Origin of the sequence: Shewanella xiamenensis (assembly GCF_024971755.1) — a bacterium.
GTDB lineage: Bacteria > Pseudomonadota > Gammaproteobacteria > Enterobacterales > Shewanellaceae > Shewanella > Shewanella xiamenensis.
On the sequence record NZ_CP079718.1, the window covers coordinates 1,868,373 to 1,884,120 of the forward strand.

A 15,748-nucleotide genomic window follows, 5' to 3' on the forward strand; every position below is an offset into this window, starting at 1 on the left:
TAATTTGTCTTTTTTAATTTTAAAACTATATAGATTTAAATATTTTCTGCAAAAAATTAGTGGGACTATCGTATATGGTAAAAATGTTAGTCTACACTATTTCGGGAATTTTTTGGTTTTTAAAAATAAAAACTTAAATGCAAAAATTGTTCTAGGTGATGATGTGTATGTTGGAAAGTTTTTTGACTTACATACATCGTCGAAAATTACTTTATCAGATGGCGTAGTTTTATCTGATTATGTGTACATGAGCACTGTGGCTCATGGGATATCACCTAGAGACGGTTTGATCATGAAGCAAGATTGGTATGATAGAGGTGAAATTTATATAGGAGAAAATTCATTCATAGGACATGGTGCAAAGGTTTTTGGAAATGTGACATTAGGTGAGTGGTGTATTGTAGGTGCCGGTTCCATTGTTACAAAGTCTTTCCCAAGTTTTAGTATGATTGCAGGAAATCCTGCTAGACTAATTAAGAAATATAACAATCAAACAAATTGTTGGGAGTCAGTTAGTGACATTGAATAATTTTTTAAATATTATAAATGTCGTTTATAGACGTCTTGTGACATTTTTATATTATAAGCATCAATTTAGTAATGTTGGCAAGCGTTGCACAATTCATAAGCCAATCCTATTTTCTAATATTAATCATGTATCAATAGGTAATCGTGTTTCAATAAGAGAAGGTGCTCGAATTGAAGTAGTATGTCCTGTTAGTGATGTTGTAATTCTAGTTGGGAATAACGTGAATATAGAACAGAACGTACATATAGTAGGCATGCGTTCAATTTGTATCGAAGATAATGTTTCTATAACAGGTAATTGTTCAATAGTAGATGTTATTCACCCTTTCGATGATATATCCGTTGAACCTAAAATTGGCGCAAGAGTTGATTCTCATTCTTTAGGTGTGCGTATTGGAATGGGTTCATTTATCGGGTATGGTGCACATATATCTCCTGGAGTACACATAGGTAGAAATTGTATTGTAGGAGCGATGTCTGTGGTTACTAAAAGTGTACCAGATTATTGTGTTGTTGCAGGTAACCCTGCAAAAATAATCAAAAAGTATAACTTTGAAACAGCAAGCTGGGAACGAATAGGTCAGTAATGTCTTATTTATTATTGTTGTTGCCAATAGAATCACTGTTTTATTACATTGGTCTACCAGTACAAAGTTTTTGGCTACTTAATTTTATTGCATTAGTTATGGCACCATTTCTTTTGCCACGAGTCTTTCGTGGTAAAGTTGGTCGATTTGTTGGTGCTGTTTTATTAGGTTATTTTTTCTTATCACTTTTTTCTTTACTTTTGCAGGGTATCATTAAAGATATTGACCCTTTTAATGGCTTGCGAGTGCAGTCCATTATCCGTACGACAATTTCACTTCTATTAGGTTACTTAACCTTCTTATTGTTTCAATATCTTTTTAGTCGCACGTCAGTTGAGAAAATTATTAGTTTAATTTTTTATAGTTTTATAGGTGTATTCGTTTTATCTCTTGTGCAAGTCGTTTTAGTGGGAGGTCGAGCGACAGGTTTTATTTTTACTGAGCCATCGCATTTGGCTGAGTATTCAGTCTTTATTATGATGCCACTGTTGCTATTTCAAGTTATTTATTTTAATCGATTAAATTTGCTCTCGAAAGTAACAGCCCTGATGGTAGCGCTAGTCTTTGTTTTAAGTCTTAGTGGAACAGGTATTATTCGACTCGGTTGCCTCGGTCTTGGTGTTGTTTTATTTTCGAACTATCGCAAATATGGAATAATGCTCGCTATAGCACTATCTTGTTTTCTTGCGTATTTAATGCTTTTTTCTGCTGAAAACAATTACGCAAAGTTGATGATATTGTCTGCTTTTAATGGCATAAATGGGGCCGGAGAACAAAGTGCCTCTGTGATTGACCGCGGTGTGTTATTTTTTATTTTTGACTATTTTCTTAAACCTGAAAATTGGATTGGTTTAGGCTTGGCTGCAGAAAGCTCTGAATTTGCAATGTTTATACCTGAAGATGTTCTTCCCGTCATTCAAGATGTAAAGCAGTTTAACTTTTCACTATCTTCAGTTTCTGCAAAGATGCTCGTTTCAACGGGTGTAGTTGGACTTTTTTTATACTACTTTGTTTTTTGGCGTGGTGTGTTTACTATTTGTAATCAACAACAAAGTAGTAAAATTCTAAAGCCTATTTTTTTTGGTATGGCAGCCTATACCTTAATTGGGTTGCCCGTTTTTAATGATATATATATTTGGTTTTGGTTAGCTTTTCTAGGCAAGCTAATTGAAACTCATTCTAGCGAGAGTGGTGGCAGAAGTTTATGAGTAACAAAATAGGTATAGTTACAGTTACCTTTAATAGCGAACCTGTATTAGAAGATTTTCTTGCTTCTCTTACCAACCAAAGACATCAAAATTTTGTTTTATATGTGGTTGATAATAATTCTCGCGACCTAACTCTAGATATGCTCGCGAAGGCTGAGTTACCCTTTGAGGTTAGAGTGATTGCAAATCAGGATAATCTTGGTGTTGCAGAAGGTAACAATCAGGGTATAGAAGCGGCTTTATCAGATAAGTGTGATTTTATCCTCTTATTGAACAATGATACTCATTTTCCGGATGATTTTTTGCTCAATATGCTTTTGGAGCAAGATGCACTTAATGCTGATCTGCTAGTACCAAAAATTTACTATGATGATCCAAGAGATACTATCTGGTGTGCCGGCGGACAATTAGAGATTTGGCGTGGATATGCAGCGACTCACCTTGGCATCAATAAAAAAGATTGTCATGAGTTAAATGTCGCTAAGAAAATCAACTATTCGCCAACTTGCGCGATGCTTATCAAGTATGATGTTTTTGATAAAATTGGCTTAATGGATAAGCAATATTTTGTGTATTGTGATGATACAGATTTTTGTATTCGGGCTTACCATGCGGGCTTAACTCTATTTTATACGCCTACACCTATTCTTTTCCATAAGGTAAGCAGCCTGACAGGTAAAGGTTCTCCTTTTTCTGTTCGTATGACGGCTCGAAATAGAGTTTATATGGCAAGGAAATTCTCCAATTTATTGTTTTTGCCGATTCACTTAGTGTTAATTCAATTTGACTTTATTTTACGAATCATTCTTCGAATGGAGTCCTTGGATGAATATAAAATAAGACAAAAAGCCTTTTGGGAAGGTATGGCAATGCAGGTGACAAAGTGAAAAAGTTGATGTTTTTGTGTTCGCGTATGCCGTATCCACCGATAGGTGGTGATAGAGCGAAAAACTACAATTTATTAAAAAAATTAGCTTTAAAATATAAGTTGCATGTAGTTGTTATCACTAGTGAAGATGTGACTGCGGAACAGGTCGCTTTTTTAGAGTCAGTAGGTGAATATAAAGTGTTCAAAAAGTCAAAGTTTGATTTTTTGGCCTCGTTATTAAAGGGCGTATTTCGTCTACCAATACCTTTGCAATGCTCTCTTTACTTTTTTAGTGATGTCAATCGTTACATTCAAAGTTATTCAAATAATGTTGATGCAATATTTTGTACCCTAGTACGTACAGCTGAATATGCAAGATTATTAAAAAAGACAAAACTTTGCGATATGGCTGACAGCATAGGTCAGAATTACCAGAAATCAGCAGAAACGGTCGCAAGTTCTTGGAAATCACTTTACTATAAGTTTGAATCGAAGCTTTTAATTAAATATGAGCAAACAGTAGTCGACCATTTCGATGGCACTTTTTTGTTCAACTTGACCGAAATCGATAACTTTAAGAATAAGCAAAGAATAACTTGGATTCCTCATGGTGTTAATGAGAAATTATTAACTTATCCTATTGTTGAGGAAAAGAAAAATGCCTTTTCATTCTTGGGGAAAATGGATTATCAACCCAACATTGACGCAGTTTTGTGGTTTGCCAAACACATTTTGAACAGGTTGCCAGCGGATGTAAATTTTTATATTGTTGGTGCAAGTCCAACTGCTGAAGTAAAAGCGCTGGCAGAGCGTGATTCAAGAGTCGTTATCACTGGATTTATGGATGACCCTTTTGATTTTATTTCAAAGACAAAATTTTCTATTGCACCAATGGTGAGTGGTGGTGGCATTCAGAATAAGGTACTCGAAACAATGGCTCTGGGTTTGCCTAATATTATGAGTCCATTAGCTGCCAAACCAATGGTTGGATTAGAAGATACTGTTCATTCATTTATTGCAAAAGACAATGAAGATTGGATTAGGTTAATTTCGCAATTATTAGAGGATGATGTCTGTCGAAAATCTGTGCAAATTGCAGCCAGGGAATATATTCAACAGAGTTTTACGTGGTCATCCTCTGCTGAAAAATACATTGAAGTAATAGAGTCTAGTATAGAAAGGAATGGTAGATGAAAAGTGTACATGCTAAGGCGCCACTCAGACTAGGTTTGGCAGGTGGTGGGACAGATGTCAGTCCCTACAGTGATATTTATGGTGGCCTAGTGTTAAATGCAACCATTTCACTCGCAACCAATGTTCATATCACTGAATATAATGGTACACAGGTGCGATTTGAGGCTTCAGATTTTAATGTGTCTGAGTTACTGCCGATATCCTCTCACTATGACCTTGAAGGGGATCTAGTTCTACACAGAGCGGTTTACAATCGGATTATTAAGGATTTCAATAACAGCCAACCCCTTTCTGTTAATGTGATTTCATATTCAGATGCACCTCCAGGAAGTGGTGTGGGGTCTTCATCTGCGCTCGTTGTCGCATTAGTACAAGCTTATAGTGAATACCTAAAGCTACCGTTAGGCGAATATGACGTTGCAAAGTTAGCTTACGAAATTGAGCGCGTTGATTGCTTAATGGCAGGAGGAAAGCAAGACCAATACGCAGCTGCATTTGGTGGTGTTAATTTTATGGAATTTCACGATAACAACAATGTAATCGTTAATCCATTAAGAGTTAAAGGTGATATTTTACTCGAGTTAGAAAGTCGTCTTTTACTTTATCATACTGGTCGTTCGCGTGAGTCGGCTAAAATCATTAATGAGCAAATTGCGTCTACTAAAGAGAATACCAAGGCTTTAGATGCTATGCATGCAATTCGTGCTATTGCGATTAAGATGAAAGAGCAATTGCTCAAAGGCGATATTGATGGCTTTATTGAAGTATTAGGCCAGTCATGGATAGCGAAAAAGAATGCTGCTGCAGGTATTTCCAACTCTCATATCGATAACATTGCGAACTCTGCGATGGCTGCTGGCGCTTCAGCACTAAAGATTTCTGGTGCAGGTGGTGGTGGTTTTATGATGATTGCTGTATCTCCAGCTAATCGCTTAAACGTAATGCGTGCCCTTTCAATTTATGAGGGAAGTTTTTTTTCATTTAAATTTGTCGAGGAAGGAGTTAAATCATGGACAATCGCTTAAGTTTACTTAAAAAGGGCATTCAAGATTCTATTAATGTTAAGCAACAATTGCTTGAAGACGAAGCGCTGTTGGCTTTAGTCGTAAAAGTCGGTGAGCTGATGTCAGAAACTGTTCGCCGTGGTAATCGCGTTATTTTTGCTGGAAACGGTGGTAGTGCGGCCGATGCTCAACATTTAGCTGCTGAGTTTGTGAGTCGTTTTGAATTCGATCGTCCCGGACTGCCGTCATTATCTCTGTCTACAGACACCTCCATGATCACTGCTATTGGTAATGACTATGGGTATGAAAACTTGTTTAAAAGACAATTGGCCGCACAGGCTCGTGCGGGCGATATGTTTGTCGGTATTACAACGTCTGGTACATCAAAAAACGTGGTTGCTGCATTTGATATTTGTAAAAGTCTAGAAGTGACATCTGTAGCTTTATGTGGTGCTGGCGGCAAATTAGAAGAGCTTGTTGATTATGCGATCAAGGTTCCTTCTTATCACACTGCGCGTATTCAGGAATCTCATATTTTGATTGGCCACATGTTGTGTCAACATGTAGAGCAAGAAATGTTCTCCCATTTAAAACCGGAATAATCTTGATGAAGCAAACTTGTATCATTTTGGCTGGCGGTTTAGGAACTCGACTAAGAAGTGTTGTTGCCGATGTGCCTAAGTGTATGGCTCCCATTGGAACTGACCCTTTTTTAAGAATTTTATTAAATCAGTTAGTCTCAAAGGGATACGAGCACTTTATCTTTTCACTCGGTTATAAGGCTGAAACGGTAATCAGTTATTTAGCTGATTCAGTAAATGATTTTTCATACGAATGTGTCATTGAAGATGAGTTACTTGGTACTGGTGGTGCAATTCGTTATGCCATGGATAAGTGCAACATTACAGAGGCTACAGTTGTAAACGGTGATACGCTAATTTTTGGTGAGTATTCGAGTCAGGCGATTGCTTTCGAAGACCCAAATTCTGCGGTTAAGATCCTTGCGATTGAAGTAGATGATAGAGCTCGTTTCGGTGGTCTCAGTTTTGAACTTGGCAAAGTAACCGCCTTTCTTGAAAAAGGGACGCTTGGTTCAGGTTTTATCAATGCAGGTATTTATAACGTTAAAAGATCTGCATTTGATGTTGTAAATGCTGATATGAAAGTATTTTCTTTCGAAACAGATATATTGCCTAAACTCGTTGCATTAAATTTAGTTGAGACATGTGTCGCAGATGCTGAGTTTATTGATATAGGTGTACCTGAGGACTACTTCCGTTTAATCAAAGAATTTACTCAATGAAGGTAGTATTCTTAGACCGTGACGGTGTCATTAATGTCGAAAAGAACTATCTCTACAAGATAGAAGATTTTGAGTTTGTTGATGGTGTTATTCCTGCACTTAAATCCCTTAAGTCTGAAGGATTTTCATTTGTGGTTATCACTAATCAGGCCGGGATTGGCAGGGGTTATTATACTGAGGAGCAATATCATACACTCACTCGTTATTATCTTGACATACTTCAGAGAGAAGGAATTGAGGTCTTAAAAGTTTACTTTTGTCCTCATCACCCTCTCAAGGGGGTTGGCAAATATTTAATGGATTGCTCTTGCCGTAAGCCTAATCCTGGTATGTTGCTTGAGGCTCAAGTGGCGTTCAATATCAATATGTCTGAGAGCATAATGTTTGGAGATAAGATTTCAGATATTTTGGCTGCAAAAGCTGCGAATGTAGGGAGGAGTATTTTACTGCGTTCCGGTCATCCATTATGCGAAGATGATCTTGTCGTTGCCGATGCTGTTTACGACTCTTTAATCGATTATACGACCAAGCATGGTTATTAATCTTAAAAAAGCCCTATTTTATAGGGCTTTTTGCTATCTAATTTAATCTTATCAAGGTTGCATTAATACTAGGCTCAGATGTTAATCAGTTACGATTACTTTTTCTATTGTGTAATCCTCTATCTAAATGTGAACATGTCAGGCAGGCTTTAGCCGATGGCTTTGATGAAGAAAATTTGAAAAAGTTAATAAATTATCACCGAGTGTGGAATTTAGTATTTAATAATATCTCCGATTTAAGGTTTTTTTTCTAATCCATTTAACTAGCGGCTTGCTAGCATTGCCAAAAAACAATGGTTTCACGCTAGTTCAGTTTAAAATTCAAACTGAGCTTAGTAAAGATTTCTCTAATAACAGCCTCAGCTTTAGATTTTTTAAAGGAATAGATCTCTCTATGCGCCTCTATGAAAATTTAGGGATAAGGTATTCGAACGATATAGATTTACTCACCAATTCAGATAATGTAATTTCAGTCGAAGAGATGTTACTGAAATATGGATTTAAACCAAAGCATGGATTATTTGCTGACAATGATCTCGGTGAAAATATGCTCACTAAATCATTTAAAGATAAAGTTTATATTTCAGATAATAATAAGATCATAGAGTTACACACTAGGTTAGATAACGAAAATTCGCAAATTAGTAAAGACATGTCAACTTATTACCTTTCCGGCACTCGAGAGCCTTGCACGCTAGAATACCTGTATTTATGTCTTCATGCGATGAAAACAAATTGCCATCGGATAAAATGGTTAATAGATTTGATAGTTTATCATGATAAACTTGCACAAAATAAGGCTTTGTTTCCTAAATCAGTTGAACTAAAACCATAGCTGGTGATCTGATCGGCATAGCCTATCAACTCACCCATCAATCGTGTCAAAACCTCGCTATAAAACAACTAACTGGAAGCATACAATCAAGCCTTAGTTAATCGTGGCTCACTTACCTTCTGGATTGATGAGGACGCTATCGCCCAGTGGAAAGCTAAGGCTGAGCAACCAAGGAAAGGTCGCCCACACGTATTTAGCGACTTAGCCATTACCACCGCACTGATGGTTAAACGTGTTTTCTCTATGCCACTGCGAGCGTTACAAGGCTTTATCAACTCGGTGTTTAAACTGGCTGATATTCCGCTTTCGTGCCCACATTACACTTGTATCAGCAAACGAGCGAAAGCCGTCAAGATTGCTTTTAAAACCAAGACGCGTGGCACCATTGAGCACTTGGCTATCGATTCGACAGGCTTGAAGGTTTATGGCGAAGGTGAGTGGAAAGTGAAGAAACATGGCACAGATGGCAAGCGCCGCGTGTGGCGTAAGCTGCATATCGCCGTCGATACCCATAGCCATGAAATTATTGCAGCAGAACTGAGTTTATCCGGCGTCACTGATGCTGAAGTTATGCCGAATTTGCTCAAGCAAACCCATCGAAAAATCCGAAATATTTCAGGTGATGGTGCTTACGACACAAGAGCCTGTCACGATGCGGTTCGTAGAAAACGCGCTTTAGTACTCATTCCACCGAGGGAAGGTGCTGCACTCTGGGAACACGGACATCCGCGTAACTTAGCGGTCAGTTGGCAACAGCTTTATAGTTCAAATAAGCAGTGGAAAAAACGGTATGGTTATCATCGGCGGTCAATCTCAGAAACTGCCATGTACAGGGTAAAGCAATTACTTGGTGGTAGATTGAGCCTGCGAAATTATAACGGTCAGGTGGGAGAAACTTACGCGATGATAAAGGCTTTGAACAAGCTTACAGGGCTAGGCATGCCTGTAACTTACCGTGTAGTTTGATATTTAGACGATTATGAGGGGCTTTGTTCGCTGAATCGATTTAGGAAACAAAGCCCCGCATTGTCAGACATCATTAGCTTTACGCCTTCGCCTTCCAAGATACACAACTGTCTATCGATGCCAGGAAATGGTGAGAAGGGGCCGTTGCTCGAAATGGTGGCAACGCTGAACCTATAATCAAAGTTAGTTAGGTCAGCATCCTTTGGCGATATTAACAGTTGTTTAGTACTACCGCCGCCGTTTTTCCATAAACTCGATTCACAGTCTTGATAGCGGATAATTTGGATATCTGGGTTCATGTCTTAGTAACTCTTTTCATTTTGAGTGACCACCAATGTGAGAATCTAGGACGCTGACAAGCTTGCTCTAGAATCACAGCGTTCTAGCTGGGTGGAGCACTCAACTTCTCACTGTCACGCTGCAATGCTCTTTTTTACATCCCTTTCTTTTTCAATATATAGTGCTCAGCTAGTTCGCCGCTTATCCTGTTGCCTTCGTTATCTAGCATAAATAGCTGGTTTTCACCGACGAGGTATTTACTGCCATCGGATAAAGTAATTTTTGAGCCCTTGCCATCCCAGTCAAATTTTCCTGCCACCTTGAAGATGCTCTCATCTTTGCCCAAATAAATACTTTTTAATTCAAAGCTGTTATCTGCCAGTAGCGTTAGCGTGGTTTGAATACCTTCGCAACTCGCACAGGGTAAAACACCTTCATACATGCCTGGCCAATCGAGTGCATTTTGGCTGGTATCGCCAAGGGGGATGGTCTTTTGAGTTTCTGTATTGGCTGTGGAGGTTTGATCTGTTGCATGTTGCGGATCGCTGCAAGCGGTTGCCATGATTGCGACTAAGGCGATAGTAAAGAGTGGACGTTGCATATTCATCTCAAGCCTCTGATTTATTGATATTAGGGATGATAACCGCCATCTACGATGGCACCAAACTTATTTACTATGGTATGGGGTCATATTAAAGGCCTTAAGGCTATGCTCGATATGGCATTTGGGATCTTAATTTCAGCGGCGCTTACGGCTTCATTGCTATAGTGTTAAATCCGAGAATATGGCGCTGTCGCAGTTGAGCTGGGGGAACGAGATGCGCTGAAATGCTATTCTGTAGAGTAATGACCTAGTGAGTTTGCAGATAGAATCTATACTAAAGACTGTCACTTTAAGGTTAGTACTTAAGACTCTTGCATAAGCAGTGGCCACTGAAGCTATTGTCAGATTTCAATGTCTGGTGAAGCCACGCGGAGAACTCCATCATTATGACGCGGATGTTAGATAGGATTTTATTTGACGTGAGTCGCTCTTCAATTATTGATGGTGGCGATTTAGCTGAGGCATCGCAACTCATTGTTGCTTCAGTGTGCCAAGGCTTAAACATCAGCCGTGCCAGTATTTGGTTATGGACTGAAGATCATCAAAGTATGCACTGCTTTTACCTGCTCGATAATATGCAAAGACAAGAAGCTTTTGTCTTAACGCGTGCTGATTATCCTTATTATTTCAGTTTATTAGATAATGAAAGAGCGATAGTGGCTAATCAGGCTCAAACCGATAGAGCAACCCATGAGTTTGTAAAGGTTTACTTAGTGCCTAATGGTATTACCTCCATATTAGATAGCCCTATCCGTCATCGCGGTAAGATGGTGGGCATTATTTGTTCTGAACATCAAGGTGAGCCAAGAGAATGGACCCGCGATGAAAAAGCCTTTGCTTCCGCTTTGGCCGATTTATTTGGTCGGGCAATGAGTGCAAGGGAAATTTTAGATTATCAGCAGCAATTAAAAGCCATTAATGCGGATTTGGAAGCGCAAGTTGAATTAAGAACTCAAGAATTGGAAACCGCATTGGCGGATTTACGTTCAACACAACATCATTTGATTGAAAATGAGAAAATGGCGGCTTTAGGGAGTTTAGTGGCAGGGGTTGCCCATGAGGTCAATACGCCTTTGGGGATTGCTGTGACCTCAGTAACTCATTGTTTAGATGAGGTCGCATTGCTAAAAAGTACATTTGAGCAAAATGAACTCGACGAAGATAAGTTTTTAAACTTTATCAATACGATGCAAGATGGTTTGGGACTGATAGAGCGAAATTTGGCGCGAGCAGCGGAGTTAGTCCACAACTTTAAGCGGACCGCGGCGGATCAGTCGGTACTTGAACGTGAGCGATTTAATTTAAAGGCTTATCTTTTCCAGATTTTTAGCTCATTAAGGCCATTAATGCGTAAGAAGAATATCACCTTAACCGTTGACCTTGGTGACCAAATTTTTATCGAGTCTTACCCTGGGGCAATCGCGCAAATTTTTACCAATCTAGTTGCCAATAGCTTTCGGCATGGGTTTCCTGACAATTTTGCTGGTGATAAACAAATAACTATCCGAGTTGAACAGCAAGGCTCGAGCGTTTGCATGAGTTATCAAGATAATGGTGTCGGCATGACTGATGAGGTCAAGATGAAAGCCTTTGAGCCTTTTTTTACCACCGCTCGCAAAGATGGCGGCACAGGCTTAGGCATGTCAATTATCTACAATTTGGTTACCCAAAAGCTCCATGGCAGTATTATTCTGACCTCTTCGCCTAACCAAGGCGTAAAAGTCGACATACAACTTCCTGAGAAATAAAGCGGAATCTAGAATCTAGAACCCGCATAGCAACGTTCTGCATTTTCTAGTAAGCCGTTTCGCCCTGCGTTTAATTTGTATTTGTATGCTACTATCTGCGCCTCGATTCAATTCACTAATCCTTGATGTATCAATGAGAAAAGGCATTTTGAATGTTGGATTTAATGGTCGGTAAGGTCATTTATTGCCGCTATTGAGAAACGACAGGGCTTGAAAGTAAATTGCCCGGAAGTGGCATTCCATTGTGGCTGGATTAATGCGTCGCAGCTAGCTGCCTTAGCTCAACCTTTACTTAAAAGTGGCTATGGTGAGTATCTTTTAGGTTTATTAAATAAACAGGTGTTTAATGAAGTGCATTGAAACCGAGCTGGCTGAAGTACTTATCTTTGAACCTAAGGTATTTGGCGATGAGCGAGGCTTTTTTATGGAAACCTTTCGACAAGCGTATTTTACTGAGTGCTTGCTGAGTCGCGGATTTGAAGCGCCAGCGTTAGTGCAAGATAACTATAGTCGCTCGCAGCAGCATGTATTGCGTGGATTGCATTACCAGCAACAATATCCGCAGGGTAAATTAGTCCGAGTGTGTGCTGGCAGTATTTTTGATGTTGCCGTCGATATTCGTCCACAATCCGCGACCTATGGCAAATGGATTGGCAGGATTCTTTCTGCGGATAATCATTTGCAAATGTGGATCCCCCCAGGTTTTGCCCACGGGTTTTATGTGTTAAGTGAGTATGCTGATGTGTTGTATCGTTGTAGTGATTATTATGCGCCGAGTGATGAATATGTACTTGCTTGGAATAGTGCCAAGTTTGCGATTGAGTGGCCACTGTTAAACAACACACCCATTCTTTCCGTAAGAGATGCCAATGCCGCCGTTAGCGTCTAAACGCTAACGGCGGTTTCGGTTATTTTACAGGCTTATTTTCAGTGCTGGGGCGAGTGAACCAAGGTGAGCGAGCATCAGTATTATCAAAGAGGTAATACTTACGGCCGACCATTTGACCACCATCGCGGGTGAGCGGCATCCAACTGATTGTCGCACGACTATGAGTTGATTTAATCGTCATTAAATCAAATGGGATAGAGATGTAGAAGCCTTTGGTAAAGCTACCCTCACCATATTCCTCAGAAGAAAGGTTTGTCTTAGTCGCAAAGGCGCCAACAATCACGCCGCTATCAAATTGTTTGGAGAAATCAACCGTTACCCCTTTATCTTCAGTCAGATATTGACCCGCACTGATCCTCAATAAAGTATTGGGGAACCAGTCGGGTTGATAATAGACAGTCGCATTACCTGTGACAGCTCCCGTTTGTACTCTATAAGGGCGGTTTGTAATAGGATCAAATTGATGTTCATCTTTAAAGAAGCCAAGCATGCTATCTGGGTCGCGCTGCTTAACATAATTCACATCAACACCAAAGGCCCATTGGCTGTTAAGGGGGCGGTAGAGGAACTCTGTCCCTACACCACCATACATCATTTCTAAATAGCCGCCATAGGCTTGGTAGGATATATTATCCGTTAAATTATCCATCCAAGTCAGTTGCAGATTATTCACCCTTACTGGATTTTCATGAACATATTGACGGATAAGTGTGCGAACACGTTTTAAGTCAGTTCCATCAGGTGGAACATCGTATAAAAACTTGTCGTAGTTATCGTAAAGATTCAGATAAAGGGAACCTGAAAAGTCTAAATTATCGGTAAAGCGATAATTTGCACTGCCTGTGACCCCAATATTGAACATATAAAAACCTTCAGAGCCTCCGAAGGATTGGGCCATGGTGGGCGAAACATCAAAACTAAGCTTATCTAACCAATCTTTATCAGTGTTATTGACTTGTTGTCCCTGTGGTAAGCTGGGAACACTCACAACACTGGCATCAGTGATTTTAGCATTCAGATAGCCATAACTTGCCACTTGGGCAAATTTTTGCGCATCGATGCGCGTTTCTGTTATTGGTTGGCTATAACGGGTTTCAATCAACCTATACTCTTTGATACGAGTTGCATCAGTGCTATTAGCGAGTATGGTTGCCGCTCTTTGATGTGCTTCATTTCTATCACGGAATTTGGTTTGTTCACCGACGACAGTGATGCTGTCTTTATCCAAATAAATTCTGGCGTTTGCGTACCCTGCGATGGTTTGTAAGTCTTGAGCGACCTTATTCCAATCTACTTGGGTATTCGCAACCGTCTGACTGGAAGCGTTTACAGGCTCTAGATTAGCTACTTCTGCATTTTGCTCTTCTGATTTATTTGTTGCGGAAGTATCAACACTAACAGTCACTTGTTCGACTGTTGGTGTGTTTACTGGCGCGGAGGACTCTGTCTGTGAAAGGGTTAATGGCGCAGCCGGGAGTGGCTTATATTTTGCGGCAGCAGGATCGGTTTTAATCTGCGATAAGGTATTAAAATTAGTTTGTAGACTAAAACCAAGCGTCCAAGTATTACCCCGCTCATAACTTAAATGCAGATCCCCCCAGTTGCCAAACCGATAGAGCATCCCATAGTTAAATTTGCTGTCCTGAGGCATTGGAATGCCGCCACGTACAACGGGGAAATCCGATTGATAGTCGTTACCGTCGTACTCCACTTTTAAGCGAAGAGGCTTCCATGGCGTTTGGTATTCAACACCACCAAAGAGCGCTGCGCAGCCTTTAAACCAACGTTGGTAATCTACGGTTCCACCTTTACCACCATAGGAGGTATCTCTGTCGCAGTTGTAATTAAGATCTTTTTTGTCCGAGGTTAGATTACCGCTATTGCCAATATAGCCCCAGCCAATGCCGAGGGTAAAATCTAATGGGCCGACTCGTTTTGTTGCGGCAATAAACTCACCATCAAATAAGCCTGTGCCGCCAAAGTCCCGAACCCCAATCGAGGTTTCTGGCAGCCAGTTACTTTCTTCAAGTAGACGTACCTTAAAATCAATTCCTTTATCTGTGTATTTAGTGCTTCCGCTAAAGCTCGGATCATCGCTATAAAGTAAATCCTGTACTTGGGTATAGCGGATTGTTGTTTCAAACCAAGGGAATAATTGTACTGAGGCGGTGAAGTGTTGGTATTCGTCGTTATAACTTGTGGCAAAGTTAAACTCACCTTCTGGTGCCATGCGGCCAGTCGGCATTTGCATTAAACCAACGCCACCAAAATCTGACTGTGAAGGTAAGAGTGTTGGATAAGAAAATTCATCGGCGCTAACATGTAATAAAGGTAGCAGTGCTAATGACAGCGCAGATAAACGCCCGAACGTATGCAAAGTGGGAGTTGACTTTTTCATTACAGAGCCCGATTTTTGAGTAATTCAATAATATTGTTATTTAATTCGGCATGGTCATCAAACAGCGCCGTGAACTCCACAAAGAGTATTGCTCCAGGGGCTATATCCTGAGCCTGATGATTCCAATAGGCGATAGGCTGTTTTATCGCATTGCCATCGGGTTGAATAATCCACACAAAGCTATTTTCGGCATCATCGAGTAAACCTGCTTGGTTTAGATAATCTTTACTGCTGGCCCGTGATTGCCATGCTTGTTCACCCGTTTGCGCGACCGCGCCAACGACAGTGACCGTAGTTGGTCGAGGCGGTAATACGAGTAAAAAATCACCATCGATAACCGGATTATAAGCGTCGGTAATCCGGACTAAGTCGAGATCTAACGGCTGATTAACTCGCTGGCCTAGTTTGATGTTGCGCAAAAACTGGGCAAATTTGGCCAGTTTAGCAATATATTGACTATTATCGACCTGCTCTCCCATGTCTGCTAATTGTTGCAATACTTGCTTGCGAGTGACCTCTAATTCAGCAGTATTGTTTGTATCCAAGAGGGCTGCACCTAGCCAATAAATTGAGACTGGCTCATTTTTTATCGTTTGATTATAAAGGGGAAGTTGTGTTAACCCATCTTGTACCGCTTGCCCTACTCGAATAGCTGTGGGATAGGTAATGTGTAGCTGCGGCGTGTGAGACGCTGAGGTACTGACAGAAAGTTGGGTATTGGCTTCTACGGATGGCAAAAACACTGAACTTACTAGTAGCGCCAACGGGGTAATATAGGATCTCATTATGGCTCCA

15 protein-coding genes and 3 pseudogenes are annotated in these 15,748 nt (G+C 40.2%); 14 read left to right on the plus strand and 4 right to left on the minus strand.

Annotated elements, in window-relative coordinates; translation table 11 throughout:
* The first annotated feature begins 4 nt into the window (after positions 1-4).
* The 11 genes and pseudogenes from KXJ80_RS09405 to KXJ80_RS09455 all read left to right on the plus strand — a co-directional run bounded on the left by KXJ80_RS09405 (position 5) and on the right by KXJ80_RS09455 (position 9,035).
* Complete coding sequence (locus KXJ80_RS09405; RefSeq protein ID WP_259474674.1) at positions 5-529, plus strand: acyltransferase; 525 nt, start codon at positions 5-7, stop codon at positions 527-529.
* Positions 516-1,115, plus strand: a complete 600-nt coding sequence (locus tag KXJ80_RS09410) for an acyltransferase (RefSeq protein ID WP_259474675.1) — start codon at positions 516-518, stop codon at positions 1,113-1,115. The genes KXJ80_RS09405 and KXJ80_RS09410 overlap by 14 nt, the downstream gene beginning before the upstream one ends.
* Positions 1,115-2,323: a hypothetical protein gene (locus KXJ80_RS09415; RefSeq protein ID WP_259474676.1), complete on the plus strand. Its 1,209-nt coding sequence runs from the start codon at positions 1,115-1,117 to the stop codon at positions 2,321-2,323. Before KXJ80_RS09410 ends, KXJ80_RS09415 begins: the two co-directional genes overlap by 1 nt.
* Positions 2,320-3,210, plus strand: coding sequence for a glycosyltransferase family 2 protein (locus KXJ80_RS09420; protein ID WP_259474677.1), 891 nt, complete (start codon positions 2,320-2,322; stop codon positions 3,208-3,210). The genes KXJ80_RS09415 and KXJ80_RS09420 overlap by 4 nt, the downstream gene beginning before the upstream one ends.
* A complete protein-coding gene (locus KXJ80_RS09425) occupies positions 3,207-4,385 on the plus strand; it encodes a glycosyltransferase (RefSeq protein ID WP_259474678.1) in 1,179 nt (392 codons plus the stop codon). Before KXJ80_RS09420 ends, KXJ80_RS09425 begins: the two co-directional genes overlap by 4 nt.
* Entirely contained in the window at positions 4,382-5,410 is a 1,029-nt protein-coding gene (locus KXJ80_RS09430) for a GHMP family kinase ATP-binding protein (protein ID WP_172588780.1), read from the plus strand. The genes KXJ80_RS09425 and KXJ80_RS09430 overlap by 4 nt, the downstream gene beginning before the upstream one ends.
* The gene (locus KXJ80_RS09435; RefSeq protein WP_172588779.1) at positions 5,395-5,991 is read left to right on the plus strand and encodes a D-sedoheptulose-7-phosphate isomerase; all 597 of its coding nucleotides are present in this window, start codon (positions 5,395-5,397) and stop codon (positions 5,989-5,991) included. The genes KXJ80_RS09430 and KXJ80_RS09435 overlap by 16 nt, the downstream gene beginning before the upstream one ends.
* 5 nt (positions 5,992-5,996) lie before the next feature.
* Positions 5,997-6,692 carry a sugar phosphate nucleotidyltransferase gene (locus KXJ80_RS09440; protein ID WP_254068288.1) on the plus strand — a complete coding sequence of 232 codons (696 nt, stop codon included), beginning with the start codon at positions 5,997-5,999 and terminating at the stop codon, positions 6,690-6,692.
* A complete protein-coding gene (gene gmhB / locus KXJ80_RS09445) occupies positions 6,689-7,234 on the plus strand; it encodes a D-glycero-beta-D-manno-heptose 1,7-bisphosphate 7-phosphatase (protein ID WP_172588777.1) in 546 nt (181 codons plus the stop codon). The genes KXJ80_RS09440 and gmhB overlap by 4 nt, the downstream gene beginning before the upstream one ends.
* Positions 7,235-7,514: 280 nt before the next feature.
* Positions 7,515-8,069 carry a nucleotidyltransferase family protein gene (locus tag KXJ80_RS09450; protein ID WP_172588776.1) on the plus strand — a complete coding sequence of 185 codons (555 nt, stop codon included), beginning with the start codon at positions 7,515-7,517 and terminating at the stop codon, positions 8,067-8,069.
* A 43-nt stretch (positions 8,070-8,112) separates the two neighbouring features.
* Positions 8,113-9,035, plus strand: a pseudogene (locus KXJ80_RS09455) (IS5-like element ISSpu11 family transposase).
* A 53-nt stretch (positions 9,036-9,088) separates the two neighbouring features.
* Here KXJ80_RS09455 and KXJ80_RS09460 read toward each other — a convergent pair.
* Positions 9,089-9,334, minus strand: a pseudogene (locus tag KXJ80_RS09460) (HutD/Ves family protein); the annotation flags it as partial.
* A gap of 134 nt (positions 9,335-9,468) precedes the next feature.
* On the minus strand, positions 9,469-9,915 hold the full coding sequence (locus tag KXJ80_RS09465; protein WP_172588785.1) for a copper resistance protein NlpE: 447 nt from the start codon (positions 9,913-9,915) through the stop codon (positions 9,469-9,471).
* Positions 9,916-10,304: 389 nt separating this feature from the next.
* On the opposite strand from KXJ80_RS09465, the gene KXJ80_RS09470 reads away from it, so the two are divergent.
* The 3 genes and pseudogenes from KXJ80_RS09470 to rfbC all read left to right on the plus strand — a co-directional run bounded on the left by KXJ80_RS09470 (position 10,305) and on the right by rfbC (position 12,555).
* Positions 10,305-11,666, plus strand: a complete 1,362-nt coding sequence (locus KXJ80_RS09470; protein ID WP_172588775.1) for a sensor histidine kinase — start codon at positions 10,305-10,307, stop codon at positions 11,664-11,666.
* A gap of 180 nt (positions 11,667-11,846) precedes the next feature.
* A pseudogene (locus KXJ80_RS09475) lies at positions 11,847-12,026 on the plus strand (glucose-1-phosphate thymidylyltransferase RfbA); the annotation flags it as partial.
* Complete coding sequence (gene rfbC, locus KXJ80_RS09480) at positions 12,013-12,555, plus strand: dTDP-4-dehydrorhamnose 3,5-epimerase (RefSeq protein ID WP_069455291.1); 543 nt, start codon at positions 12,013-12,015, stop codon at positions 12,553-12,555. The pseudogene KXJ80_RS09475 and the gene rfbC, both read left to right, overlap by 14 nt.
* 19 nt (positions 12,556-12,574) lie before the next feature.
* On the opposite strand, the gene KXJ80_RS09485 is transcribed toward rfbC, so the two are convergent.
* Positions 12,575-14,953 carry a YjbH domain-containing protein gene (locus tag KXJ80_RS09485; RefSeq protein ID WP_259474679.1) on the minus strand — a complete coding sequence of 793 codons (2,379 nt, stop codon included), beginning with the start codon at positions 14,951-14,953 and terminating at the stop codon, positions 12,575-12,577.
* Positions 14,953-15,738 carry a capsule biosynthesis GfcC family protein gene (locus tag KXJ80_RS09490; protein ID WP_259474680.1) on the minus strand — a complete coding sequence of 262 codons (786 nt, stop codon included), beginning with the start codon at positions 15,736-15,738 and terminating at the stop codon, positions 14,953-14,955. The genes KXJ80_RS09485 and KXJ80_RS09490 overlap by 1 nt, the downstream gene beginning before the upstream one ends.
* Positions 15,739-15,748 lie beyond the last annotated feature (10 nt).

What these genes read in the sequence shown, in the direction of transcription:
- rfbC (WP_069455291.1), top strand. Translation starts at nt 12,013, where the DNA reads ATGAAGTGCATTGAAACCGAGCTGGCTGAAGTACTTATCTTTGAACCT.
- KXJ80_RS09490 (WP_259474680.1), bottom strand. Translation starts at nt 15,738, where the DNA reads ATGAGATCCTATATTACCCCGTTGGCGCTACTAGTAAGTTCAGTGTTT.
- gmhB (WP_172588777.1), top strand. Translation starts at nt 6,689, where the DNA reads ATGAAGGTAGTATTCTTAGACCGTGACGGTGTCATTAATGTCGAAAAG.
- KXJ80_RS09465 (WP_172588785.1), bottom strand. Translation starts at nt 9,915, where the DNA reads ATGCAACGTCCACTCTTTACTATCGCCTTAGTCGCAATCATGGCAACC.
- KXJ80_RS09440 (WP_254068288.1), top strand. Translation starts at nt 5,997, where the DNA reads ATGAAGCAAACTTGTATCATTTTGGCTGGCGGTTTAGGAACTCGACTA.
- KXJ80_RS09415 (WP_259474676.1), top strand. Translation starts at nt 1,115, where the DNA reads ATGTCTTATTTATTATTGTTGTTGCCAATAGAATCACTGTTTTATTAC.
- KXJ80_RS09485 (WP_259474679.1), bottom strand. Translation starts at nt 14,953, where the DNA reads ATGAAAAAGTCAACTCCCACTTTGCATACGTTCGGGCGTTTATCTGCG.
- KXJ80_RS09420 (WP_259474677.1), top strand. Translation starts at nt 2,320, where the DNA reads ATGAGTAACAAAATAGGTATAGTTACAGTTACCTTTAATAGCGAACCT.
- KXJ80_RS09430 (WP_172588780.1), top strand. Translation starts at nt 4,382, where the DNA reads ATGAAAAGTGTACATGCTAAGGCGCCACTCAGACTAGGTTTGGCAGGT.
- KXJ80_RS09470 (WP_172588775.1), top strand. Translation starts at nt 10,305, where the DNA reads ATGACGCGGATGTTAGATAGGATTTTATTTGACGTGAGTCGCTCTTCA.
- KXJ80_RS09435 (WP_172588779.1), top strand. Translation starts at nt 5,395, where the DNA reads ATGGACAATCGCTTAAGTTTACTTAAAAAGGGCATTCAAGATTCTATT.